Genomic DNA, 25,159 nt, shown 5'->3' on the forward strand with positions numbered 1-25,159 from the left:
GAATACGATGACAATGAACGCGGCGAATACTGCGAATATAAACGTGATGAATAGGGCGATGCCGAATGCAACGAATGCAACGGCCGAAAAACCCGTGCAAAACCATCGATCGGGAAACATCAACCAGCGTCCTAAGGATCTCAACCAGAATCGCAGCATGGCCCACGTGCACCTGAGTTTCCTCGGCAGCATCCGTGCCGAGCTGCTGAAACTGTTCAGCATCGCTTCGACCTGGTGGCTTTCGGCCATCTCCGTCCTGCTGACCGTTGGTTTCGCAGCCATGTTTGCATGGAGCGTCAAGCAGGAGAGCCATTACGACGCCAGAGGCAAATGGATGGCTACGGCTGCCCCAATTCCGCGCACGGAACTGTTCAACTGTGTTGCCCAAAGCATGGCCTTTGCGTTCATCCTGATCGGTGTGGTCGCCATCCTTTCGATTACGGGCGAATACGGGACTTCGTCGGTGCAGATGTCACTGGTGGTCAACCCTCGGCGCGTGATGTTCATGAACGCCAAAGCCGTTGCGGTGGCCATTTATTCGTTTGTTCTTTCCTTGGTAATGCTGCTTGTTTCCTGGGGTTTGTTGGAGGCCATGCTCAGCGGCAGCAAGCAGACGCCACTAGGCTCGAAGGAACGCTGGCTTCCGTTGATTGTCGTTCTCGGTGGCGCCGCGATGGTGACTTTGGTCGCTGAGTTTGCGCTCGGTCTTGGCGCGATGCTCCGTTCGACCGCCGGCGGCGTGGTCGTTTTCATAGCCATCTACACCATGTCCACTTCGATACTCGGTATCATTTATGGTCTTTCGAAGCATATGCAATGGGCAATGGAACTTTCGAATCTGATGCCTTCCAGCCTGGTCGACACGTTCATGTCGGGGCCATCCCCGGTTTCGGCACCGAGCCAATTGCCCAAGGGCTGGTTCGTCCCGAACTGGTGGCAAAGCGGGCTTCTCATGCTGGCTTGGGCCGCGGTCTTCTACATTGTCGGAACGTTCATCGTCCGCAAACGTGACGTGAAGTGACGATTCGGCCCGATAGACGGTAGGTTGCGCTGGAAACAAGACAATCCTGCGAGAAAACATGCACTTTGGGTCTCTGAAATATACGTTTTTCCGCAGGATTGTCTTGTTAGTCGCAGAAGTTGCCAGAATATTGAGGTATTCGTTATCGGGATGAGGTTTTTGCCGTGGAATACTCGTCATCTGAACGTCACAGACGACTCATATAGTTAAGGTTATGCCTACTTTCACAAGAGAAACAGTCGAGCATCTGGGTCATCTCGCCCAGATCGCGCTCACCGACGAGGAAGCGACCCGCATGCAAGGCGAGTTGAACGTCATCGCCGATTCCATCAACAAGGTGCAGGAAGTCGCGTCCGATGACGTCGAACCCACTGCCAACCCGGTCCCGCTTGAGGCGTATCTGCGCCCCGATGTCCCCGAAAAGCCGCTGACCCGCGAAGAGGCGCTTTCCGGCGCCCCCGCCACCGAAGACGGTATGTTCGTGGCACCGCGAATCCTTGGAGGTGATGAGTGATGGCCGAAACAAACGAAAACGAACTGGTGAAGCTGACCGCCGCACAGATGGCGGAAAAGATTCGCAACAAGGAAGTTTCCAGCCGCGAGCTGGTCGACGCCGAACTCGACGTGATTAACGCCGCCGAGCCGGATCTGCACGCCTTCCTTCACGTTTCCGCCGACGAGGCACGTGCCCAGGCCGACGAATTCGACAAGAAGAACGCCGCCGGAGAAACCGAAGGTCTACCGGAACTTGCCGGTGTGCCGATCGCCATCAAGGACATGATCGTCACCAAGGGCATTCCCACGACGGCCGCCTCGAAGATTCTCGAAGGTTGGATTCCGCCGTACGATGCCACGGTCATCACCAAGCTCAAGGCCGCTGGCATGCCGTTGCTCGGCAAGACCAACCTCGATGAGTTCGCGCAGGGTTCCTCCACGGAGCATTCCGCGTATGGCCCGACCCACAATCCTTGGGACACCGAGCGCGTTCCCGGTGGTTCCGGCGGCGGTTCCGCTTCCGCGGTCGCCGCGTTCGAGGCGCCGCTTGCGCTGGGTACCGATACCGGCGGCTCGATTCGTCAGCCTGGTAGCCTCACCGGCACGGTCGGCGTCAAGCCCACCTACGGTGGTGTCTCTCGTTTCGGCGCGATCGCCATGGCGAGCTCACTCGACCAGATTGGCCCCGTCTCCCGTAACGTGCTCGATTCCGCACTGTTGCAGGAAGTCATCGGCGGCCACGATGTGCGTGATTCCACGTCCATCCCAATGGATGTCCCGCCGATTGCCAAGGCTGCCCGCGAAGGTTACAAGCGTGACCTCAAGGGTGTTCGCGTCGGCCTGGTGCGTCAGCTGAGCGGCGACGGCTATCAGCCCGGCGTCGAAGCTCGCTTCAACGAAGCGGTCAAGCTCATGCAGGATATGGGTGCCGAAGTAGTTGAGGTTGATTGCCCGCACTTCGATTATGCGCTCGCGGCCTATTACATCATCATGCCTTCCGAGGTTAGCTCCAACTTGGCCCGTTACGATGGCATGCGTTACGGCCTGCGCGTTATGCCGCCGGAAGGCGTGCCGCAGACCGCCGCGAACATGATGGCCTACACCCGTGAGGCCGGCTTCGGCGACGAGGTCAAGCGTCGTATCATTCTCGGCATCTACGCCCTTTCCGCCGGTTACTATGATGCGTGGTACGGTTCGGCGCAGAAGGTTCGCACCCTGATTATCGACGACTTCAAGAAGGCGTTCGAAAAGGCCGACGTGTTGGTTGCCCCGACCTCTCCGACCACCGCGTTCAAGCTGGGCGAGAAGCTGAGCGACCCGCTGACCATGTACATGAGCGATGTCGCCACGATTCCGGCGAACATGGCTGGCATTCCGGCAATGAGCATTCCTGCCGGGCTTTCGGACGACGGTCTGCCGGTCGGCTTCCAGCTCATGGCCCCGCAGAAGCACGACGAGCAGATGTACAAGCCTGCGGCCGCGCTCGAAGTGGCTCTCGAGGAGCAGTGGGGCGGCCCGATCTGGCAGTCCCTCAAAACCCCGTGGCTGGGCAACGCAAAGTAATCGGACGGCAAGGAGCATAAAATCATGGCTGAAAAATTGATGAAGTATTCCGATGCCGTCAAGGAATTTGACCCGGTATTCGGTCTGGAAACCCACGTCGAGCTGTGCACGCAGACCAAGCTGTTCTGCCCGGCGCACGAAGAGTTCGGTGCGGAACCGAACACGGAGCTGACCCCGGTAAGCCTTGGCTTGCCCGGTAGCCTGCCAGTGGTCAACAAGACCGCCGTCGATTTCGCGATCAAGCTGGGTCTGGCGCTGCACTGCCAGATTAACGAGTGGAGCCAGTTCGCACGTAAGAACTACTTCTACCCGGACATGCCTCGCGACTATCAGATCTCGCAGTTCGACAAGCCGACCAACGGCAACGGCTACCTCGACGTCGAGCTTGACGACGGCACCACCTTCCGCGTGCCGATCGAGCGTGCGCACATCGAGGACGACGCCGGCAAGAACACCCACGTGGGCGGTGCTGACGGCCGTATCGAAGGCGCCGACCATTCGTTGGTCGATTACAACCGCGCTGGCGTTCCGCTGATCGAGATCGTCACCAAGCCCGTCGAGGGCGGCGGCGACCGCGTCCCGGAGATTGCGGACGCCTACATGCGTGCCATCCGCGACATCGTGCGTGCCCTGGGCATTTCCCACGGTCGCATGGAGCAGGGCAACATGCGTGCCGACGTCAACATTTCGCTGCGCAAGAAAGGCGAGACCGAGCTCGGCACCCGTAGCGAGACCAAGAACGTCAACACCTTCCGCGGCATCAAGAAGACCCTGCAGTACGAGATCCGTCGTCAGGCGGCCATCTTGGACGAAGGCGGCGAGATCCTGCAGGAGACCCGTCACTGGGACGAGGCCACGCAGACCACAGCCGGCGGCCGTGTGAAGTCCGATGCGAACGATTATCGTTACTTCCCCGACCCCGACCTCGTGATGCTGCACATCACGCAGGATCACATCGACGAAATCGCCAAGACCATGCCCGAAATGCCGCGCGAGCACCGTGCCCGTCTGCAGAAGGAATGGAACCTCAGCGATCTCGAGATGCGCGACATCATCAACGCCGACGCGCTTGACTTGGTCGAAGAGACCGTCAAGGACGGCGCAACCGCAGCCGGTGCCCGCAAGTGGTGGCTCGGCGAGATCTCCCGCGTCGCCAACGAGCGCAGTCTTTCGCTTGAAGAGCTGCCGATCACCCCGGCCGATGTGGCTGAGGTTGAGAAGCTCGTCGCCGACGGCAAGCTCAACGACAAGCTCGCCAAGCAGACCGTCACCGGCGTGCTCGCCGGCGACGGCACACCTGACGAAGTGGTGAAGAAGCACGGCTATCAGGTCGTTTCCGACGACGGTGCGCTCGACAAGGCGATTGACGAGGCTCTCGCCGCCAACCCGGATGTGGCCGAAAAGCTCAAGAGCGGCAACATGAAGCCGATGGGCGCCATCATCGGTGCCGTCATGCGCGCCACCCACGGTCAGGCCGACGCCAAGGCTGTAAGCGCTCTGGTCATCAAGAAGATGAAGGGCTGAAGTGTCAAGCGCGAAGCCCAGTGGGCTTCGCGTAGCTGAGGTGAGCGCGATGTATCGAGTGCGAAGGCAGAATCGTCAGATTTTGCTGGTCTGATTACATTCTGCAGCAGTGAAAATCTATGGGACGAACATGGAAACGTGTCCGTCCCATTTTTATATAGAGTACGGGCACGAGGGCATTCAGCCAATAGTCAGGCGAACACGGTAATCTTAAAGAAGATTCCAAGCGCGTTGGAGGAATGAAAGCAAATGTCTGGAAACTCCGAAAACCCTACTGTTCAGGCGGATTCACGTCAACTGCCCAAGCGCATCGACATACCTGAGATCCGTGGCGAGATGGTGCATCTGCGCCCAGCCACCCTTGAGGACATTCCCAAGCTTGATGAGCTGGAAGTCTATTTCAACGCTTCCGGCGATACCGGCAAAGACAAGCAGTCCGAACGCGCCGTGGTTCAGGCGTGGGTGAAGCGTTCTGTCGCGTGGGTCAATGGCATCGCCTCGTCCGATTCCGGAGTTGGCGACCCCGAAGCGCGCCGCACGATGGCTTGGGCGATTTTGACGGACGCCGACCACGACATTGACGGCAAGATCGACGCCGAGGCCACCGACAACGTCATCGGCATGATTTTCCTGATCGATATCGACGGTTGGGCCCGTTCCGCCCGCATCCAGGTGATGCTGGGCAAGGATTACCGTGGCCGCGGCTATTCGCGCGATGCGATGCCGCGTGTGATGACCTACGGTTTCGCCACGCCACCGGTCGGGCTCGGCATGCACCGTATCTGGGTTGCGGTTCCGGAGAAGAGTTCGCGTACGCTTTCCGTTTATCAGTCCCTGGGCTTCATCAAGTCTGGAACTTCGCGTGATTCGCTGTGGGACGCTTCCATTGGCAAGTATCAGGATTTGATCGTTCTTGATACCCTTGCTGACGAATACGATCCGATTCGTTCGCTCGATGCGTTCGGCATGCATGTCATCGAAGGCAACCCCGGAGTGAAGGAAGCCATGGCCGCCCGAGAGCATTCCATCGAAATCAAGCAGCACAAGGCAAGAAAAGACAAAGACGGCGCCACCGATGCCAGCTGTGATGAAACCGGGGGCAACGGTTCCGGTCAGGCCAATAGCCAAGCCGTCAGAAGCTGCGGACAAGACGGTGCGAAAAACGCCGAGGAACAGACGGCTCGCGCTACCGGTTCAAACGGCGCTGAAACAGCGGGTAAGTCAGGTTCGGGCGAACTTCCATCCGCAGGCATTGAGCACGACGATCGCAAGCACGATGCCGATGATGATTCCGAAACGTCATGGCCCTATTCGGCCACGCAAAGCAAGAAATCGAAAAAAGCGTGGTGGCGTAATCTTGGCCACAACGACCAGAAAAAAGGCAATGCCAACGATAAGAAGGCTTCAACCGATAAATCAGGGGGTAGCGTCCGGTGAGCGCTGAAGATCTCGACGATTACGAGATGAACGCCGAGCTGGCGCTCTACAAGGAGTACCGCGACGTCATCAAGCTCTTCACATACGTTGTGGAGACGGAACGACGTTTTTACTTGGCCAATAAGGTCGATTTTAACGTGCGTTCGGCCGGCCAGGACGTCTACTTCGACGTCCAGCTCACTGACGCCTGGGTATGGGACGTGTATCGTTCCTCGCGGTTTGTCAAGAACGTGAGAATTGTTACGTTCAAGGATGTCAACGTAGAGGAAGTGCAGAAGTCCGACATCGATATTCCTGATTCCTTGGCTTGATTGTTTGTGCTTATGACGGCCCGGGAGGTCGGGGCATACATTGTCCGACACGCTCCGGGCTGAGCCGTTAAGCGAAAAGCCCAGTGGGCTTTTCGTAGGCGAAGTGAGCGCGATGTATTGAGCGCGAAGGCAAAATTTCTAATTTTGCGCAGGCCAAGTCTTTACGGTCGGACAACACATGCCCCGACCTCCCGAACCTCAGCCATAGAATCTGGTAGGAGAGCGACTCGTTCGATGTCAGAGTTCTGAGGGCACTTTTAAGCGAATAAAAAAAATAGACTCTTATTGGTTAACAACCCTTTATTAACAATTGGGCGTTGAAGATGGAGGGAAAGATATGCTTTGCTCGGGCGTAAGACACGGCCGAGCGGCCAAGGAGCGTCCCGAGCGAAGTATATCTTTCCTTCCATCGTGAGTTAGTTTTCCAAAGTGATTTAATTTCCAGCGAATTTGAAGAATGTTCGTGTATGTTATTTGGGATTGATTGGTCTGGTTTGCGCTTTCGTGTAGGCTAGTGATGATTTGTGTAATGGGACGTATCGGCTTCAAGGTATGTATTTTTTCGGGAGGCAGTTGTGGCTGAGGATGCGGATAAAAAGTCTGTAGTGATTATCGGGGGCGGCCCTGCAGGCCTCACAGCGGCTTGGGAGTTGCTCAAGGATGGCGGCGCCGACAAATACGACGTCACGGTTTTGGAGGCCACGCGCGAGTTCGGCGGCATCAGCCGCACCGTCAAGCACAACGGCAATCGTATGGATATTGGCGGTCACCGCTTCTTCTCCAAGGACGACCGCGTGATGGACTGGTGGAAGAACATCATGCCATTGCAGGGCGCGCTATCCTACGACGACAAGAAGCTCGGCCGTCACCACGACCTCGAGCCCGGTGGCCCGGACCCGGAGAAGACGGATGTGGTGATGCTCAAGCGCCACCGCGTTTCGCGTATTTTCTGGAACCGCCATTTCCTGGACTATCCGATTTCCCTGTCTCCGGGCCTGTTCAAGGCGCTGGGCCTGAAACTGACGCTGAAAGCCGGGTTCAGCTATCTGTGGAGCATGGTCCACAAGCTGCCTGAAGACAATCTCGAGAACTTCTATATCAACCGTTTCGGTCGTCAGCTCTATTCGATGTTCTTCGAGGGTTATACCACCAAGGTGTGGGGCCGTACCCCTGCCGAGATTTCGGCGGATTGGGGCGCACAGCGCGTGCGTGGCCTGAGCGTCATTTCCGTGCTCAAGAACGCCATCCAAAAGATGATGCCGAAGAAGCGGAATTCAAAGGACGTCGAAACCTCGCTGATTGAGGAGTTCTGGTACCCCAAGCTCGGCCCGGGCCAGCTTTGGGAGATCGTCGAGGGCCAAGTCGTCGACGGCGGCGGCAAGGTCATCACCGATGCGAACGTGGTTGAACTGCATCAGAAGGACGACGGCAGCATTTCCAGTGTGATCTACGAGGATGCCGATGGCAAGCGTGTGGAGCTTACGGCCGATGATTTCATTTCCTCGATGCCGATCAAGGATCTGGTCAATGCCATCGATCGTGCTGCCAAGGTTGACGAAGCCGGCAAGGCTTCCGATTCCGGCGACACCGCTACGTCCAAGGAAATCGCCACGACCACCGAGGACGTGCCCGCGGATATGAAGCGCATCGCCAATGGCCTGCCGTACCGCGATTTCGTCACCGTCGGCCTCTTGGTCAAGCATTTGCGTTTGAAGAACACCACCGACATGAAGACGCTCGGCAACCCGCCGATCGTGCCGGACTGCTGGATCTACGTGCAGGACCCGGGCTACAAGGTCGGCCGCATCCAGATCTTCAACAACTGGAGTCCTTACATGGTCAAGGATGTTGACGACACCGTGTGGATCGGCCTCGAGTACTTCTGCGAGGAAGGCGACGACTTCTGGAACTTGAGCGACGAGGAGGCCACTGCGTTCGCCATCAAGGAACTGACCCGCATGCGCGTGATCAACGGTCCTGAGGACGTTTTGGATTCCCATCGCGAACATGTCAAGAAGGCGTATCCTGCTTACTTCGACACCTACGACGAGATGCCGCAGCTGATCGATTATCTCGATTCATTCGGCAATTTGTATTGCGTCGGCCGCAACGGTCAGCACCGTTACAACAACCAGGACCATTCCATGGCCAGTGCGATGGAGGCAGTGGACAACATCAAGTCCGGTCGGTCCGACAAGAAGAACGTTTGGTCGGTCAACACCGAAAAGTCCTATCACGAGGAAAAGTAGACGGCAATCGGTTTTAAAGCATAGTAACAAGGCGGATGCTCTTTGAAAGAGTGTTCGCCTTTTGCGTTTTCGACACGCTGTCTGTTGGCTCATGGCGAAGGTCTTGCATCGGTTGTAACCTAAAGAAAGTTCGAGAACCACATGGTGGTATCGAATGTTCACAAGCGGTTTATACAATATGCCGCATCTTTTTCATTAAGCTTCCGGGCAATGCCGTAGGAAGTCAAGGAAAGGCAACATTATAGTGGCAACTAGCCAGAATATTGAGGATATGAAGCTGCCTGAGCTAAAGACGCTCGCCAAGCAGATGGGACTTCGCGGTACGTCAACGATGCGTAAACCGGAATTGCTCGCCACCCTTCAAGCCGCAAGAACAGGGGGAAAGGCACCCAGTGGTGTCACAGTCCGTGCTCCCAAGGCCGCGCCTAAAACGGCTGAGAACAAGAACGGTGCCGAAAGCGATAAGTCCGGATCCGTGCAAGAGCAGGATTCCGCCCCCAAACATGTTGACGAGGCGGGAAACCATAAAAGCCAAGAGTCCGTTTCTGATCAAAAAACCGCGGATGCTGTATCGGGCAATGACGAAAACCGTGAAAAGGTCGAGACCAGGGCTATCCGGCATTCTTCTGCAGGGGGGAATGTGAGGCGTTCGCAAAAACAGGAAAACGAGGAAGAACGATCTGAGCAGGAGCCTAGGCTTTTTGATGACGTCGAGCCCCCGCATCGCAGGAACAGGTCGTTTGTCGCGCATCGTCGCGGTGAACGTGAAATGGAAGAAGGCAGCGAGGAACACGCCCGCCGTCGCAACTATCGCGCCGAGCAGCAGTCCCGTCACGATACCGCTTCCAATGAGGTTCGCGACTTGGACGATATTCTTGCAACCTTGCCCGTTCCCGGCAATGACGAGGAACATACCAACGACACCAAAGAGGATGAACCCCGTCGCGAGTTCACCCGCCATGCACGTCGCAGCGACCGCTACAACCGCGATGATCGTGGTAACGACCGGCACCAGCGCCGCTTGCGTGGGCGCGATCGTGGCAATAATTACGATTATAAGGACCGCGACAATCGCAATGACCGTAACGACCGTTACGGCAATGATGAAGCCGGCAATGTTGACAATGCGCACGATCGTCGTGGCGATAACAAAGAGGGCATGGTCCCTGTCGCCGGCATCGTCGATGTGCTGGATTCCTACGCGTTCATCCGTACTTCCGGCTATCTGCCGGGGCCGAACGATGTCTATGTTTCCATGGGCCAGATTCGCAAGTACGGGCTGCGCAAGGGCGATGCTGTGCAGGGCTCCATTCGCGAGCCGCGCGAGGGCGAACGCCGCAACCAGCGTCAGAAGTTCGTGCCGCTGCAGTCCATTGACACCATCAACGGTATGAGCGTCGAAGAGGCGGCCAGCCGCCCGCAGTTCTCCAAGCTCACCCCACTGTATCCGCAGGAACGCCTCAAGCAGGAGACCACGCCGAATAAGATCATCGGCCGTTTGATTGACCTCGTGGCACCGATCGGCAAGGGCCAGCGTGGCCTGATTGTCTCCCCTCCGAAGGCCGGCAAAACCATCACTTTGCAGAACATCGCCAACGCCATCGCGGTCAACAATCCCGAAGTGCACCTCATGGTCGTACTCGTGGACGAACGCCCTGAGGAAGTCACCGACATGGAGCGCACCGTGCAGGGCGAGGTCATCTCCTCGACCTTCGACCGCCCGGCTTCCGACCACACCACTGTTGCTGAACTGGCCATCGAGCGTGCCAAACGCTTGGTGGAGCTCGGACAGGACGTGGTGGTGCTGCTCGATTCCATGACCCGTCTCGCCCGTGCCTACAACATCGCCGCCCCGGCTTCCGGCCGAGTGCTTTCCGGTGGTGTCGACGCGCAGGCGCTCTACCCGCCCAAGAAGTTCTTCGGCGCGGCCCGCAACATCGAAAACGGCGGCTCGCTGACCATCATCTCTTCGGCGCTGGTGGAAACCGGCTCCAAGATGGACGAGGTCATTTTCGAGGAATTCAAGGGCACCGGCAACATGGAGCTCCGTCTTTCGCGCGATCTGGCCAACAAGCGCCTCTTCCCGGCCATCGACATCAACGCCTCCGGCACCCGCCGCGAGGAGCTCATCACCCCGAGTGACGAGTTGGCGGTCATCTATCGTCTGCGTCGTCTCCTCGGCGGTCTCGAGCCCGAGCAGGCCTACCAGACCATCGTGCCGCGTCTGAAGAAGACGGCGACCAACCGCGATTTCCTGCAGGCCATCGTCAAACAGAACAGCGGTAACGCCTGATTGAATGGATTTCATTGAATCCCTGACGACGTCTGACTATGGCCAGACGTCGTTTTGTTTTTCTTTCGAGCGGTATTTTCATTATCTCGCTGCAGATTGAAGTGCATGCAAAGTGACAGTTCAGCGTTGATATGGATGCTTTGGTGCGCTTCGTCGTTTGGGTTACAGGACAGTGGTGGGGTTCTTGTCGTAAGGTAAAGACATGACTGATTTTTCTGAAAATGCTGACACTCCGCAAAAAGAAAGCTGGCAGAACACGACCATCAACGATGCCCAGGAACAGGCCAATCCGCAGGTCGCAGGCGCCGTCGAACGCATCAAGCAATTGCGCCAGTCCATTGACAACGTGGATACGGCCATTGTTTCCTTGCTTGCAGAGCGTTTCAAATATACGTCCGAAGTCGGCGTCTTGAAGTCACAGGCCGGGTTCGCCCCAGAGGACCGGGAACGCGAAAACCAGCAGGCCGTGCGGCTCAAAGAAGTCGCCATCAACGCTGGACTCGAGCCGAGCATCGAAGAGAACTACCGCGAATTCGTGGTCACCGAGGCTAAAAAGCGCCATCAACGTATCGCCGAAGCCGGCGGCGATCCTGGCGTGCTCGATATCTATGCGTGAAATGCATCAAGTGTTTGTATGACGTTTCGTTGCTGATGTAAGTTCTCGCTTAAGGTGAATGCTGGCAAGTCAACGATGACTTTTGCCTTGTTATGCTGGGGAAACGAAACTTCCAAAAATGATAGTATTGCACTGTAATGTGCTTTCACATACGTTGGCAAGGAGGCTGGTATGAGCAAGAAACACGGCAAGAAGATCGTCAGTAGGAAAAAATTCAAAATCGTCGACAATCTGGACACTCCGGAAAAGCGGATTGAAGACCAGTTGTTCCTTATTCGGTTGGCGCTGGACGAATACGATGAATATCTTGGCGGCACATTGGAGCATTCGATTTCATGGTACCTGATGTGTTCGGGATTCGGGCTTTCGAGCATGCAAAGCGTGGTTTTGTTCTCCAGACTCGCCGTGCTGCATGATGCCTCGGAATCAGGCGATAAATGGACACCTCACGTTCATGCCCATCAGGGCAAGCATGGCTTGGAAATCTACGCCAGAAAGGACAAGTCGAAACGCGAGAAGGGGCCGGCGTTCGATATTGCGCATATCCGCATGGTCATGCGTTCGGTGATGACCAAGGATCAAATGAGGCTCATCACCGATGATGACGTAATGCGAATGGTGCATACGTTGCAGGACATCGCCGCGCGCGAAGAGGAGCGCGACACGAAAGGTGATCGCAAGGATGGCCCATACTCTCCTGCGTCAGTCGCTTTCGAAGATGCCAAGGAATATGCCGATCCGGACGCGTTGGATGATGTTGACGATGACGATGGTAGCGCAGAAGCCGGTATCGGCATTGATGTCATCGCTGATGAAGAAGCGGATTTCGAAGCATCGGACGATGAGGAAGACGCTGGAGTCCTGGCGGAAACCGGTTCGTTGAACGAATCCGAGGCGGCCGAGGGATTGCCTGAGAATGTGGCTGATACTGATAGCAATGCCGGTGCACGGGGTAAGGAAAGCGGAACCGGTTCCGATGGGAGCAACGATGTCCATGGAAAACATGCCCAAGGCAATAATCCATTGAGTGATATCCCCGAACTCAAGCGGCTCGATTTGGGCAAAGGCGATAAAAACAAGTAAAACGGTGAAACGTAACGGTTAAAACATAAGCGTTAAAACGTCATTCGCCCGAGGGCCGTTGCTGACAGGAGCGCATAAAGGAGATAAGAATACGCGAGTGGGGCTGCACCGATTGAACGTGCAGCCCCACTCGCGTTTGTTATTACCGGTTTTGCGGCGGAAGGTTATTTCTTCTTCGGCTTCTTGGCCGGTGGCTCGCCGAGTTCGGCGTCGCTGACCTTGACCACGATCTCGTTGTCAGGAGTATCGGCCGAATTGTCGACCGCGACCGTAAGCGGGCCGGTGACCTTTCCGGCTTCGGCGATGTCGATAAGGCTTTCCTCAACCGCCTTCTTGCCGGCTTCGGGTACGTTCAACGTAGCCTTCAGAATCGGGGTCTTCATGGAGACCTTGGCCTGCGACTTCAGGCCGCGAAGTTCGGCCAGCGCCTTACCTGCCCAGACGAGCATGTCCGGATCGGCGTCGCCGGCGGCGGCTTCGTAAGGTTCGGCCTTCGGCCAGGCGGCGGTGTGCACGGAGCCCTCGCCGGCGTGCATCCAGTGCCAGACCTCTTCGGTGGCGAATGGCATGTAGGGTGCGAAGAGACGCGCGAACGCCTCGAGGCCCAAGCCCAGCGTGGTGCGTGCGGATTTCACGGCGGCTTCGGACGGCGTCTTGCCGGTGGAATCGGCGGTGCCGTAAGCGCGGTTCTTCACCAGCTCGATGTAGTCATCGCAGAACTGCCAGAAGAACGTCTCGATGAGTTCGAGCGCCTTGGAATGTTCGTAGGCATCCATGGAGGTGGTGGCCTCACGAATCACTGAGGCCAGGCGCGCCATCACCGCGCGGTCAAGCGGCTCGGTGACGTCCGCCGGGTTCCAAGCGGCTGTAGCGGCAGCGCCAACATGATGGTTGTCATCTTCGCGGCCGATGGCCAGTGCGAACTTAGTGGCGTTCAGCAGCTTGATGGCCAGGCGACGGCCAATCTTCATCTGGCCTTCGTCGTAGGTGGCATCGAGGCCAAGCTTGGCGGAAGCGGCCCAATAACGCACCGCATCCGCGCCGTACTTGTCGACCGGCTCCTTGGGGACCACCACGTTGCCCTTGGACTTCGACATCTTCTTGTGGTCAGGGTCGAGGATCCAGCCGGAAAGCGCGGTATGCGCCCACGGCAGGCAACGGTTCTCGAGATGAGCGCGATCCATCGTGCTGAAGAGCCAGGTGCGGATGATGTCCTGACCCTGCGGGCGCAGATCCATTGGGAAAGTGGCCTTGAAGAGGTCCTTGCTTTCCTGATCTGGTTCGGCCCAGTGGGTCACAATCTGCGGGGTCAGCGACGAGGTGGCCCAGGTGTCCATGATGTCCTTTTCGGCGGTGAAGCCGCCAGGCACATCGCGCTGGTCTTCGCTGTAGCCGTCCGGCACATCATTGGTCGGATCGATCGGCAGCTGATCCTCGCTCGGGGTGATCGGATGGTCGTAATCCGGTTCGCCGTCGGCCTTGACCGGATACCACAGCGGGAACGGGACGCCGAAGAAGCGCTGGCGCGAGATGAGCCAGTCGCCGTTCAAGCCATTGACCCAGTTCTCATAACGCACGCGCATGAAGTCGGGGTGGAACTGAAGTTCCTTGCCGCGCTCGAGAAGCTCGGCGCGCAGCTTCATGTCGGTGCCGCCGTTCTTCAGGTACCACTGGCGCGAAGTGACGATCTCGAGCGGCTTGTCGCCCTTCTCGTAGAAGTTCGTCATACGCTTGGTGGGCTTCGGCTCGCCGTCGAGGTCTCCGGATTCGCGCAGATGCTCGACGATGATCTTGCGGGCCGTGAAGGTGGTCTTGCCTTCGGTCTCCTCGAAGATGGCCTTGCCGTCAACGTCCGTGATCCAGTCCGGCACGCTCATGATGATGCGGCCGTTGCGCTGGATGATTGGGCGGGTCGGCAGGTTGAGGTCGCGCCACCACTCGATATCGGTCTGGTCGCCGAAGGTGCAGCACATCGCGATGCCGGCGCCCTTGTCCATCTCTGCGGCCGGATGCGCGAGAATCGGTACCTTCACCTTGAACAGTGGGGAGTAGACGTACTGGCCGAAGTACTTCTGGTAGCGCTCATCGTCAGGGTTGGCGATTAACGCGCCGCAAGCTGCCAAAAGCTCCGGGCGAGTGGTCTCGATGTAAATCGGGGTGCCGTCCTCAAAACGGAAGGCGACGCGGTGATAGAAGCCGTCGTATTCGCGGCTTTCCAGCTCGGCCTGCGCCACGGCGGTCTGGAAGGTGACGTCCCAGAGGCCGGGAGCGTCCTTCTGGTAGGCCTCGCCTCGCGCGAGGTTGCGCAGGAACGCCTTCTGCGCCACGCGCTGCGGGTGCTCGCCGATGGTGTGGTAGGTCTGGCGCCAATCAATGGACATGCCAAGTGAACGCCACAGCGCCTCGAACTGCTTCTCGTCCTGCGCGGTGAGCTTCTCGCACAGCTCCACGAAGTTCTTGCGGCTGATCGGCACCTGGTCGCGGGCCTCGAGCTTCTTGCCCTGCGTGCCCTCGAACGGCGGCTTGAAATCAGGATCGTATTTGAGCGACGTATCGACGCGCACGCCGTAGTAGTTCTGCACGCGGCGTTCGGTGGGCAGGCCATTGTCGTCCCAGCCCATCGGGTAGAAGACGTGTTTGCCCCTCATGCGCTCGTAGCGGGCGATGACGTCGGTGTGGGTGTAGGAGAAAACGTGGCCGACGTGAAGGCTGCCCGAAACGGTAGGTGGCGGGGTATCGATGGAGTAGACGGCCTTGCGGTCGGGCTCGCCGTTGCCGTCGCGCGGAATCTTGAATTCGTAGGTGCCGTCGTTGTCCCATTCGGCGCGCCATTTGTCTTCCAAGCCGTCGACGCCGACCCTGTCGGGAAGGGGCGAAAGGCTTGCATTGATAATGCTATTGTCCTGATCAGTCATAACGTCCAATTTTAGAAAGGAATGATGACATAGACAACGCGCTGGTTGGCATGTGAGCGTTGGGTTTGCTACTTCATGCTCACATCGCGTAGCGGCAGCAGTTCGTCGGTCATATTCCTCGGGTAACCGGTGACGTTGTTGTCTGCGGCCACCATGCTGCTTTCGGTGTAGAACCAAGCGCTTCCGGCGTCGGAGCTCACCGTCTTGGCATAGGCGCGGAGATTCTGCTGGTATTCGATGTCGTTGGGCGAGGCCAAGGCGTTGCGGTAATCCTGCTGGGCCTCGCTGTTCTGATAGCCGAAGCGACCATTGGCGAACGCACCCAGGTCGTCCGGCCCCTGCATGGCGACGATGGCCATTTTGTAATCGCCGTTGTCGAGCCGTTGGTTCAGGGTGTCGTCGTCAACAACTTGCATTACAAGATGGAGCTGGGTGGTCTTGAACTGGTCGAGCACCTGCTGGCCGAGAGCCTGGTATTCGGTGGGGACCAGGAAGGTGATATCGCCGAAATATCCGGGGCGGGTTATCCAGTAATTGAGGTCGTTCTTTCCTGCGTCAAGGTTGTGCGGGGAATATCGCTGAAAGGTCGTCGTAACCGGGTTCCAAGGGGCTGATCGGGCCGTTGAGCACGGACGCCGCATTGGGCTGGCTTTTGGTGATGGCCTCGTTGTCGAGAATGTAGCGGACGGCCGAGCGGGCGCGTTCGTCAGAGAAGATCGAATCGCTGCTGTTATTGAGCGCCAACGTCACTTTTGAAGTGGTCAAGCCCTTGGAGACGCTGTATTTTTTGCTGCCTTGGAAGGGTTTCGGGGAGTCCGAGGGGCGCAGCACCGCGAGCTGGATCTCGCCGTTTTTCATCGCTGTGTTCAGTGTTCCTGCGGAGTCGAAATAGCGCAAGGTCATCTGCGAACTGGCCGCCTGCTGCTTCCAATACAAAGGGTTGCGTGTGAAAACGATGGAATTGCCGGGTTCGAAGCTATGGACGGTGAATGGACCGCTGCCCGCGGCCTGCTTGGTGTAGTTGACGCTGGAAGCTGAGTCGTAGACGATTCCTGCGCGTGAGGAAAGTGTGCGTAACAGCCTCGGATTAGGCGTGGAAAGTGCGATTTGCACCGTTGACGTGTCGGGGTTTTTGACGGATTTGAGGCCGGTTAGGTCCTCGGCCCCTACGTAGTTTTTGTTGACGATCTGTTGCAGCGAATAGACCACGTCAGTGGAATCCAACGCGTCGCCGTTGGCGAAACGCATATCGGGATTGAGCGTGAACGTATAGTTGAGGCCGTCTTTCGAAACATCCCAGCTTTTGGCGATGGACGGGACGAGTTTGTTGTTCTGGTCGCGGCCGACCAAGGTTTCGTAGACATTGCCGATGAGCGCCTGGTCGAGTTCCTTGCCTTGCACGCTGCGAATATCGAGAGATTGCGGGGCCGTGGCATCCAAGCCGACGGTGACTTCCGATCCGGAATGAAGCAACGTGGCGTCGCCGGTGCGATGGCCGAAATGAGCCCAGCCGACGCCGACAAGAGCGAACAGCGCGACGGCAGCACCGAGGAAGGCGAGGCCTCTTACGGGCCCGCTCGTTTGCTGCTTATGGCGTGACATAGCTCAGAATTCTACTATCCGGTGCTGAACGATTCCTGAAAACGGGTAAAGCTTTGCGGCTCAATGGATTTTGAGGCAGGCCGGGTCAGAGTGGATGGAAAGCGGAGGGGCAAGTGTCGTTCAACAGGCAGGATTCGCAGTCGGGGTTGCGCGCGGTGCACACGTTGCGGCCGAAGAGGATGAGACGATGTGAAAGGTCAGACCATTCTTTCGGCTCAAAATACTGCGTGATTTCCTTTTCGACCTTGACCGGGTCGGGGTGCTTGTTGCGCCAATCCGTACGCCAGCGCAGACGGCCGGTGACGCGGATGACATGCGTGTCGACAGGAAAGCCGGGCACGCCGAATGCGTCGCCCAAAACGACGTTCGCGGTTTTGCGACCCACGCCGGAAAGCGTGGTGAGTTCCTCCATCGTCTGCGGCACCACGCCGTCGAAATCACGGACGATCTGGGCTGCAAGTTCGATGATATGCGCTGATTTCGTATGGTAGAAACCCAACGGATGGATGATGTCTTCGATGCGTTCCGGGTCGGCCACCGCGAGCGTTTCTGGTGTGCCGTAGTCGCGGAAGAGCTCGGGAGTGACGCTGTTGACCCGCACGTCGGTGGTTTGCGCGCTCAGGACGGTGGCGACGAGCAGATGGAACGGCGTTTCGTAATCGAGCGTGCACATCGCCTCGGGAAACATTTCGCAGAGTACGTCGTATTCGGCGTGGATGCGTTCTGCGCGTTGCGCTTTGGTTTCCCTAGGCATCGGCTTCCATTCCTTGTGTATAGACGTTTTCTGATTATCGAATATTGATAATCAGGTGATTCTTTCGCCACTATAGGCGCGAAAATTTCGTATTGTCACCTATTTTGCGGATTTCAGGCGTTGTTTGCGCCATCGCCGGTATTTTCGTCGCTATCGTCGTTTCCGTCAATGTTGGCGTTGTCGTCGTCAGGCGGATCGAAACGATAGCCGACGTTGCGCACGGTGCCGATCATGTGCTCATACTCGCCGCCGAGCTTGGCGCGCAGGCGACGCACATGGACGTCAACGGTTCGCGTGCCGCCGTAATAGTCGTAGCCCCACACTTCCTGCAAGAGCTGGGCGCGGGTGAAGACTCGATGCGGATGCTGGACGAGATATTTCAGAAGCTCGAATTCCTTGTACGCCAAGTTGACCGGTTCGCCGTTGAGTGTGGCCGTATAGCCCTTGGTGTCCACCACCAGATCGCCGGAACGGATCTGCCCGTCTTCGCGGTAATTCTCCTGTTCCACCGAAGTGCGGGACATGGTCGGGGTTGCCTGGCCGCGCTCGCAGACCAGCCGCAGCCGGCCTTCCACCTCGGCGGGGGAGGCGCTGCTCACCATGACGTCGGCCACGCCCCACTGGATGTTGATGGCCGTGAAGCCACCTTCCGTAATAATGGGAATGATCGGAATGGAAAGGCCTGAAGCGTGAATCAGGTTGCACAGCGTCTTGGCATTGGCGAGGTCGTCGCGTGCATCAAGAAAAAGAATGGTGTTTTCCGGAAGTTTTACTAGGCTTGCGGCGTCCATCGGCAGCACGCGCACGCGGTAGGAAAGCAGGGCGAGACTGGGCAGCACGCTGGCAGGGTTGGGGGCCATCGTCATTAATGTCAAATCGGTCATTGAGCCCTCCCTCCCAATCGCGGCCCCATGGCTTTGCAGGCCGTGCCATCTCCGGCAGTGCCTACGCATAGCTTGCCGCCGTGTGTGCGACGTCATTGGGGTTTATTCGATTGTCTCTATTGTACCTGCTGGTTGTGGACACTGGCAGCTACCATATTCCTTATAGAAAACCCTGTTTGTGTCGGCAGTGTTACGCCGGAGTTTCCACGGTTTTGAAGCCGGGTAAACAGTCAGACAGCAGGGTTTTGGATGACGGGATTTTCGTGCGTAAAATGGCATGAAAAACGAGTGGCGTAAGACGAAACGGGGTTACGGATGGCTGCTGCGGCGAATGGCGACAATGAAAAGGCTGCGAGTGTGGCGGACTCCAAATCGTCGACAGGCTCCACCAAGCAGATGGTGGTGTTTGAGATCGGCGCATATGCTGTCATTGCCGTTCTGATGGTTGCCGCATGTTTTGTCGAGGGTCGTATGGAAGTGGGATTTTTTACAGCGGTTGCCTTGGTTTTGGCACTTTTTGTAGGGATTCTCTGGCCATTGCATAGCAGCGTCTTTGATGTCATGGTAGGGGCATTTGGCGGATTGGCACTGATATACGGCACCCAGACGTCGTTGGCGGAGGCGTTGCCGCTGACCGATCGCGTGGCCGGGCCGCGTGGACTGCGTCGTCACGTATCCGCCCGGTTCGATGCGTTGTCAGGCGACGAGTTGCTGCGTTGGTGCACCATCTGGGCAATTGCCTTGCTGGTTGTCTTGGCGGCGTTCGTTATCCTCGGTTTCCTGCATCAGATGCTGCGCCGCGAACGGACGAATATGGTGCTTTCTCTTTCGCACAGCCTGATGTTTGACGTCGCGATGGCAGGGACTTCGGGCTGGGTGTTCGCTCCGGTCTTGCTGCGTTATTTCGGCGTTGGCAATCTGGGCGCTCGTAAGCCGCTTGTTGTCGCGTTGGTCGCGGTGATTGCCGTGGCTTTGCTGGCTGCTTTGTCGTGGGCTTCGACCAGATGGATGAAAGATTACCTTGCTGCCGGAAGTCCCATTACACGCTTTAAGCAAGATACCAACGATCCCAAAGAGGTGCAGAAGTTCCGTCGTTATGGCATGTATTCCTTTGCTCTGATGCCGATTATGTACGGCGGCTTTGTGGTGTTCCTCGCGGTGGTTGCGCTGCTTGCTTTTGTTGGCTGATGGTGTTGTCGCGATTCATAGCATGGAACGAGTGTAGATGCCGTGATTGTTCTTCAGCGCTGTGTCGTGTTTTGCTTGAGAATTGCAAAACGTTGAAATACCAATGATTCTGGTGGCTGACAAATTGCTGTGATGGATATATTTGCAGCAGGGAAGCCTTATTTCGATTGAAATTCCGTTCTCTGCTGTTCGATACAGCGTCGAACACATTTTTGAGTATGCCAGATCTTCAGTGCTGTATCGAATTGGGTTTGGACATTTGCTCGCTGTGCATATGCATGTGGCGGTCATGTTTGCATATTCACCAAGTGATGATGCCGAGGTGCTCCAACAGGGTTTTCAGGCCGATGAGGATGAGGACGATGCCGCCGATAATCTGGGCGGTCTGCTGCCAGCGCACACCGATGGAATGACCCAAGTAAAGACCGGCGATGGAGAAGGCACCCGTGATGACGCCGATGATGGCAGCGGCTCCCCAGATGTTGAGCGGCATGAACTGGAAGCTCACACCCACGGCAAAGGCATCGATGCTGCAGGCAACGGCAAGCGGAGCCATGTGGCGCCAGTCGAATTGCGCAGTCTCCTTGGCGTCCTCCTCGGGCTCACCGAACGCCTCGCGAATCATGTTGCCGCCAATAAGGGCGAGTAGACCGAAAATGATCCAATGGTCCACGGCTTCGACGTATTTGCCGAACAGTGAAGCGAAGAAGTAGCCCAGAATGGGGAAGAGCGCCTGAAACCCGCCGAACCACAGCGCGGTTTTGATGGCATTGACCGGCCTGACGTGTTTGGTGGCCAGTCCCTTGCCAATGGCGATAGCGAAGGCGTCCATGGAAACGGACACCGCGATAAGCAGAATTTCGACGATCATCAGTGTTGGTTCCTGAATTCGTAGTGGATAAAAATAAGGTGCTGGAACCAGTATATGGATTCCAACACCCTGTAACGTATGTTTCTCGTGCGACGAACAGCATCGCACTCAATGCAACGTTATTTCTTAAAGTCCTTGCTCACTTCTTCTGGTCGGCGAGGCGCTTGCGAGCGGCAACGATCTGCTTTTCGGCCTCTTCGGCGCCGGTCCAGTAATCGCCGGGCATGACTTCCTTGCCGGGCTCCAGAGCCTTGTACTGCTCAAAGAAATGCTTGATTTCGGCCTTGTGATACTCGTTGACATCGTCGACATCCTTGATGTCATCGAAACGCACGTCGGCAGGCACGCACAGCACCTTATCGTCGCCGCCTTCTTCGTCTTCCATGTGGTAGAGCGCCACGGCGCGGCACTTGATCTCGCAGCCGGGGAAAACGGAGTTCGGAATCATGACGAGCGCGTCGAGCGGATCGCCGTCCTCGCCCAGTGTGTCTTCGATGTAGCCATAATCATCCGGATAGCCCATCGCGGTGAAGAGGGTGCGGTCGAGCTTGATGCGGCCGGTCTCCTCGTCCATCTCATACTTGTTCTTCGATCCGCGCGGGATCTCAACGAGGACATTGAACGTTTCAGCCATGTTTGCTCCTTTTGAACGTGCCTTGCGTACGTTGTGTGTACGGTTTTATTACCGAAATCAAGTCTAGCGCAGATACACGCCGATGCGTCTATTCGCTTGATTTTGCCTTCGGCCGTGATTTGTTGTCAGTCCGACATGGTTCCGGCGATGCTGAAAATATAGGCCGGGCGTTCGGCGGGGTCGAGGGTGACCTTGTTGTTGCTGGACCAGGTGAAGCTGCCGCCACCGAGTTCGTCATGAACGTCGAAGGTGTGGTCGCGTGGCAGACCAAGCAAGGCCGGGTCGAAGTTGACCTCTGAGGTATGGGCGGCCTTGCAATCGAGGTTCACCGCGACGATGAGGGTGTCGTCTGTGCCGGATTCGTTGAGAATGGCTGGGACATGGCGGGCGAAGGCGACGATGTTCGGATCGCTGGTCCAGAGCATGGTCAAATCGTGATAACTGCGGCAGGCGGGGTGCTCGTGGCGGATGCGATTGAGTTCGGTGAGCAAAGTGGTGATGCCATATTCCTCGGCCGTGTTCCAATCGCGAACCTTGATCTCGTACTTCTCGTTGTCGGCTTGCTCTTCATGGCCCTCCTGCTGGCGATTTTCCACCAACTCGTAGCCGTTGTAGATGCCCCATGACGGTGAGCCCAGAGCCGCAAGTATTGCACGGACTTTGTGTCCTTCGGGGCCGTTGTCACGCAGATAATCGGTCAAAATGTCGGGCGTAGTGGGCCAGAACGTGTTGTGCTGGTAGTAGGCCTCGTCGCTGTTGGTGGTCTGCAGGTATTCGGCCACCTCGTCCTTGGTGTTGCGCCAAGGGAAATAGCTGTGTGACTGGGTGAAGCCCGCGAGGCTCAGCGCGCGCATGATGGCCGGGCGGGTGAAGGCCTCGGCGAGGAAGAGGATTTCGGGGTGCTTGCGTTGCACGGCTTCAATGACGTCTTGCCAGAAACGCACCGGCTTGGTGTGTGGGTTGTCGATGCGGAAAATCGTAACGCCGGCGGAAATCCAGAGGTCCATAATGCGTTCGGTCTCACGCTCGATGCCGGGCATGTCGATGTTGAAATCGATGGGGTAGATGTCCTGATACTTCTTCGGCGGGTTCTCGGCGAAGGCAATGGTGCCGTCCGGCTTGTGGCGGAACCAGTTCGGGTGTTCTTTCACCCACGGATGGTCAGGCGAGCATTGCAGGGCGAAGTCCAGCGCGATTTCCAGTCCCAGCTTGTGCGCATAGGCACAGAAGGCTTTGAAATCGTCCATCGTGCCGAGCAGCGGATCGACCGTGTCGTGGCCGCCGAGCGCTGAACCGATACCGAAGGGGGAGCCGGGGTCGGTTGGTCCTGCGATCAGAGCGTTGTTGCGGCCCTTGCGATTGGTGACGCCGATGGGGAATATCGGCGGCAGATAGACGACGTCGAAGCCTTCGGCCTTTGCGCGATCGAGCCCGGATATCGCTGTTTTAAGGGTTCCCTGCGTGATTTCGCCGGTTTCTGGATCTCGCGTGGCACCTTCGGAGCGTGGAAAGAACTGATACCATGCAGTGAAGCTCGATTCGGGACGCTCGACCTTGAAACGTTGCGGGTCGCTCGCGGTAAGCCCGTCGCGTAACGGGTTGGAGCGATGCAACGCTTCAACCGCTGGGTTATCGGCGGCAGAAAGTCGTTCCTTGATTTCCAGAGAATCGTCGGCAAGCTGTCGAGCGGCCTTTCGCAAGATGTTTTGCTGTGAATCACTGAGTTTGGCGTCTTTGTTCCCTGCCCAACGTACGAAAAGTTGTGAGCCGGAAATCAACGCGTTTTCGGCATCGTCGTTGACGTTGACCTTGATTCGTGCGTCTGCCAGCCAGGAGTCATATACGTCTTCCCAGCCCTCCAGCACGACCGTCCATTCGCCGAGTTGCCGCTGGATTGCATCGAAGCCTTTTTCCCAAGGTTTTAGATCGCTGGGATTGCCGGCGGTGAGATTGGCTTTCCACAGGTCAAGGCCGGGATTAACGCAGTCCATTGGAATCCGTTGCCTAATTTCGCCGTGCGGATTTTTCAGAATCGCTGTAGCACCAGTATGGCTGCGGCCTTCGATGAAGATTTGGGCCGTGACGGTGAACATTTCGCCGAATTCGACGCGTGCCGGGAAAATTCCGCGCTCCTCGCTTGGCGTGACCGACATGATGACTATCCGCCCGAATTGGCGAGGCGCGCTTATGGGGATGCTGGGCGTTGCCGGCTCACTGAATTCATGGCTTGTTGTATTGGCTGACATCTTATTACCGCCTCGTTTTTCGCGTCGGTGACTCGTTCTGTAGTCATCATTGTAAAGGCAGGTTTGATGACCTTCGTTATTTTTAGACAAAATGATAGAATTTGTGTATAACTATTTCTTTGCATTACGAGATAGTTGATAATCATGTGGACGAATCGGTCGAGGGTGATCTGAAAACGGCGAAATGTGGATAGTGAAAATCGAGTTATCCACAACACGCCGAGACCCCTATCATTCGACCACAGTACCCGAAATCCGCACGGTAATTTGCACAATTATGCAACGATAGCAGTATCGGGTTGTGAACAAGAAAGTGAGAGAAAGATGAACGATGAGGTGGAATCGGGGCAGGTCGCCGACGAACGCGGAGAGAAGAGTGCGCCGCCTCCCGATGTGTTAGACGCGCAAGCAGCATCGCCAAGCGCTGGTGATGAGCAGTCAGATGAAGGCGAGGCTGCTTCCGGTGGCGATAAGCTACCGTTCTGGAGGCGACCGGCGGTATGGATCGCCGCAATTGCCGTGGTTGTCATCATTGTGGCTGGCGCTGCCGGTGTGGTGGCTTTCAACGCCCATACCAAGGACGAAGCGCTCTCGAACTGTCGGCAATATGCGGCGCAGATTCGCAAGCTTGCCGGAGCTCCTCTTGACGATAAAGTGATCGAGGCGGCGAAAGCGGATAAGAAGGGTGTTGCTGATGGCAAAACCTGGGAAACGCTGCACGGTGATCAGAAGAAGCTCAGCGATCTGGCACAAAGAAGCGTACCTGCCTGTGACGCGGTTTCGCGTACAGCTGCCCAAAAGCAGGAAGGAGTGGCTGCGGCTTCGCTGAAATCGTTGAAGTTGGCACGTAGGGCTGTTGGAACGTCGGCGAAAGCGGTGCTTGCGAGCCGTGACGTGAAAACATTGAAAGATGTGCGCGATGCGTTGACTGCGAAGGTGGGGCAAGCCAAGCAGCTATTGGATTCATCGGCCGGCAATGTGGCTGATGACGCGACTCGCACGGTGCTTTCGCAACAGGTTGATGCGGCAAATAGGCTGATTGGCAATGAACAATCCAAACTTGCCGATTTGCAACAGGCCGCGCAGACGCTTGATGGAGTGGTAAACGCAGTCAACGCGAGTGTGCAGGCGAAGGCTGCTGCCGATGCCGAGGCTGCTCAGGCCGCAGCGCAGGCTCAGGCCGAGGCTACGCAGAAGCGGGCTTCGACACGCTCGAAGTCCTCTGGTTCGGCGCGTGGTGGCTCGTCTGGTTCTGGGTCACGGAATTCCACAACATCTGTTCCCCAAATACATGGCTGGGTCGCAACTTCAAATGATCCTGGAGCGCATGATGATTTAGGCGGCCATCACGACATTATGTGCTTCGGCCCGCATGATTGTCTTGACCGAAACGGGAATCAAGTCGACGGGAATGGCAACATAATTTCAGGTAATTAACAATCAAAGATTTTGTCGTGTTCCCCGCTGTTTATC

The 25,159-nt window shown here is 57.1% G+C and carries 20 protein-coding genes; 12 read left to right on the forward strand and 8 right to left on the reverse strand.

Features of this window, described 5'->3' with window-relative positions:
- Positions 1–58: 58 nt before the first annotated feature.
- The 10 genes from PT279_RS01430 to PT279_RS01475 all read left to right on the forward strand — a co-directional run bounded on the left by PT279_RS01430 (position 59) and on the right by PT279_RS01475 (position 12,592).
- A complete protein-coding gene (locus PT279_RS01430) occupies positions 59–1,021 on the forward strand; it encodes an ABC transporter permease subunit (RefSeq protein WP_277164749.1) in 963 nt (320 codons plus the stop codon).
- Positions 1,022–1,235: 214 nt separating this feature from the next.
- Positions 1,236–1,535: an Asp-tRNA(Asn)/Glu-tRNA(Gln) amidotransferase subunit GatC gene (gene gatC / locus PT279_RS01435; protein ID WP_277143481.1), complete on the forward strand. Its 300-nt coding sequence runs from the start codon at positions 1,236–1,238 to the stop codon at positions 1,533–1,535.
- The gene (gene gatA / locus PT279_RS01440; protein ID WP_277164751.1) at positions 1,535–3,079 is read left to right on the forward strand and encodes an Asp-tRNA(Asn)/Glu-tRNA(Gln) amidotransferase subunit GatA; all 1,545 of its coding nucleotides are present in this window, start codon (positions 1,535–1,537) and stop codon (positions 3,077–3,079) included. The genes gatC and gatA overlap by 1 nt, the downstream gene beginning before the upstream one ends.
- Before the next feature lie 24 nt (positions 3,080–3,103).
- The gene (gene gatB, locus PT279_RS01445) at positions 3,104–4,603 is read left to right on the forward strand and encodes an Asp-tRNA(Asn)/Glu-tRNA(Gln) amidotransferase subunit GatB (RefSeq protein ID WP_277164753.1); all 1,500 of its coding nucleotides are present in this window, start codon (positions 3,104–3,106) and stop codon (positions 4,601–4,603) included.
- A 249-nt stretch (positions 4,604–4,852) separates the two neighbouring features.
- Complete coding sequence (locus PT279_RS01450) at positions 4,853–6,040, forward strand: GNAT family N-acetyltransferase (protein WP_277164755.1); 1,188 nt, start codon at positions 4,853–4,855, stop codon at positions 6,038–6,040.
- Positions 6,037–6,351 (forward strand): DUF2469 domain-containing protein, encoded by a 315-nt coding sequence (locus tag PT279_RS01455; RefSeq protein WP_277143495.1) that lies wholly within the window; start codon positions 6,037–6,039, stop codon positions 6,349–6,351. Before PT279_RS01450 ends, PT279_RS01455 begins: the two co-directional genes overlap by 4 nt.
- A gap of 575 nt (positions 6,352–6,926) precedes the next feature.
- The gene (locus tag PT279_RS01460) at positions 6,927–8,600 is read left to right on the forward strand and encodes an NAD(P)/FAD-dependent oxidoreductase (RefSeq protein WP_277164757.1); all 1,674 of its coding nucleotides are present in this window, start codon (positions 6,927–6,929) and stop codon (positions 8,598–8,600) included.
- 244 nt (positions 8,601–8,844) lie between these two features.
- Positions 8,845–10,893 carry a transcription termination factor Rho gene (gene rho, locus PT279_RS01465; RefSeq protein WP_277164759.1) on the forward strand — a complete coding sequence of 683 codons (2,049 nt, stop codon included), beginning with the start codon at positions 8,845–8,847 and terminating at the stop codon, positions 10,891–10,893.
- 202 nt (positions 10,894–11,095) lie between these two features.
- The gene (locus PT279_RS01470; protein ID WP_277164761.1) at positions 11,096–11,509 is read left to right on the forward strand and encodes a chorismate mutase; all 414 of its coding nucleotides are present in this window, start codon (positions 11,096–11,098) and stop codon (positions 11,507–11,509) included.
- A 171-nt stretch (positions 11,510–11,680) separates the two neighbouring features.
- Positions 11,681–12,592 carry a hypothetical protein gene (locus PT279_RS01475; RefSeq protein ID WP_277164763.1) on the forward strand — a complete coding sequence of 304 codons (912 nt, stop codon included), beginning with the start codon at positions 11,681–11,683 and terminating at the stop codon, positions 12,590–12,592.
- 164 nt (positions 12,593–12,756) lie between these two features.
- Here the strand turns inward: PT279_RS01475 and valS are convergent, their stop codons facing one another.
- The 5 genes from valS to PT279_RS01500 form a co-directional block, all read right to left on the reverse strand.
- Positions 12,757–15,507, reverse strand: coding sequence for a valine--tRNA ligase (gene valS, locus PT279_RS01480; protein WP_277164765.1), 2,751 nt, complete (start codon positions 15,505–15,507; stop codon positions 12,757–12,759).
- A gap of 68 nt (positions 15,508–15,575) precedes the next feature.
- A complete protein-coding gene (locus tag PT279_RS01485; protein ID WP_277164767.1) occupies positions 15,576–16,148 on the reverse strand; it encodes a hypothetical protein in 573 nt (190 codons plus the stop codon).
- Positions 16,063–17,109, reverse strand: a complete 1,047-nt coding sequence (locus PT279_RS01490; RefSeq protein WP_277164769.1) for an ABC transporter substrate-binding protein — start codon at positions 17,107–17,109, stop codon at positions 16,063–16,065. The genes PT279_RS01485 and PT279_RS01490 overlap by 86 nt, the downstream gene beginning before the upstream one ends.
- Before the next feature lie 85 nt (positions 17,110–17,194).
- Positions 17,195–17,863, reverse strand: a complete 669-nt coding sequence (nth, locus tag PT279_RS01495) for an endonuclease III (protein WP_277164771.1) — start codon at positions 17,861–17,863, stop codon at positions 17,195–17,197.
- A 113-nt stretch (positions 17,864–17,976) separates the two neighbouring features.
- The gene (locus tag PT279_RS01500) at positions 17,977–18,747 is read right to left on the reverse strand and encodes a response regulator transcription factor (RefSeq protein ID WP_277164773.1); all 771 of its coding nucleotides are present in this window, start codon (positions 18,745–18,747) and stop codon (positions 17,977–17,979) included.
- Between the two features lie 315 nt (positions 18,748–19,062).
- Here PT279_RS01500 and PT279_RS01505 point away from each other — a divergent pair, with 315 nt between their 5' ends.
- On the forward strand, positions 19,063–19,935 hold the full coding sequence (locus tag PT279_RS01505; RefSeq protein WP_277164775.1) for a hypothetical protein: 873 nt from the start codon (positions 19,063–19,065) through the stop codon (positions 19,933–19,935).
- 301 nt (positions 19,936–20,236) lie between these two features.
- On the opposite strand, the gene PT279_RS01510 is transcribed toward PT279_RS01505, so the two are convergent.
- From PT279_RS01510 to PT279_RS01520, 3 genes are all read right to left on the reverse strand, one after another.
- Complete coding sequence (locus PT279_RS01510) at positions 20,237–20,806, reverse strand: manganese efflux pump MntP family protein (RefSeq protein ID WP_277164777.1); 570 nt, start codon at positions 20,804–20,806, stop codon at positions 20,237–20,239.
- Between the two features lie 139 nt (positions 20,807–20,945).
- The gene (locus PT279_RS01515; RefSeq protein ID WP_277164779.1) at positions 20,946–21,440 is read right to left on the reverse strand and encodes an inorganic diphosphatase; all 495 of its coding nucleotides are present in this window, start codon (positions 21,438–21,440) and stop codon (positions 20,946–20,948) included.
- Positions 21,441–21,565: 125 nt separating this feature from the next.
- Positions 21,566–23,686: a maltotransferase domain-containing protein gene (locus PT279_RS01520; protein WP_277164781.1), complete on the reverse strand. Its 2,121-nt coding sequence runs from the start codon at positions 23,684–23,686 to the stop codon at positions 21,566–21,568.
- 324 nt (positions 23,687–24,010) lie between these two features.
- Between PT279_RS01520 and PT279_RS01525 the strand changes: the two genes are divergently transcribed.
- The gene (locus PT279_RS01525; protein WP_277164784.1) at positions 24,011–25,123 is read left to right on the forward strand and encodes a hypothetical protein; all 1,113 of its coding nucleotides are present in this window, start codon (positions 24,011–24,013) and stop codon (positions 25,121–25,123) included.
- The last annotated feature ends 36 nt before the right edge of the window (positions 25,124–25,159 follow it).

This window comes from Bifidobacterium sp. ESL0784 (assembly GCF_029433295.1).
Classification (GTDB): Bacteria; Actinomycetota; Actinomycetes; order Actinomycetales; family Bifidobacteriaceae; genus Bifidobacterium.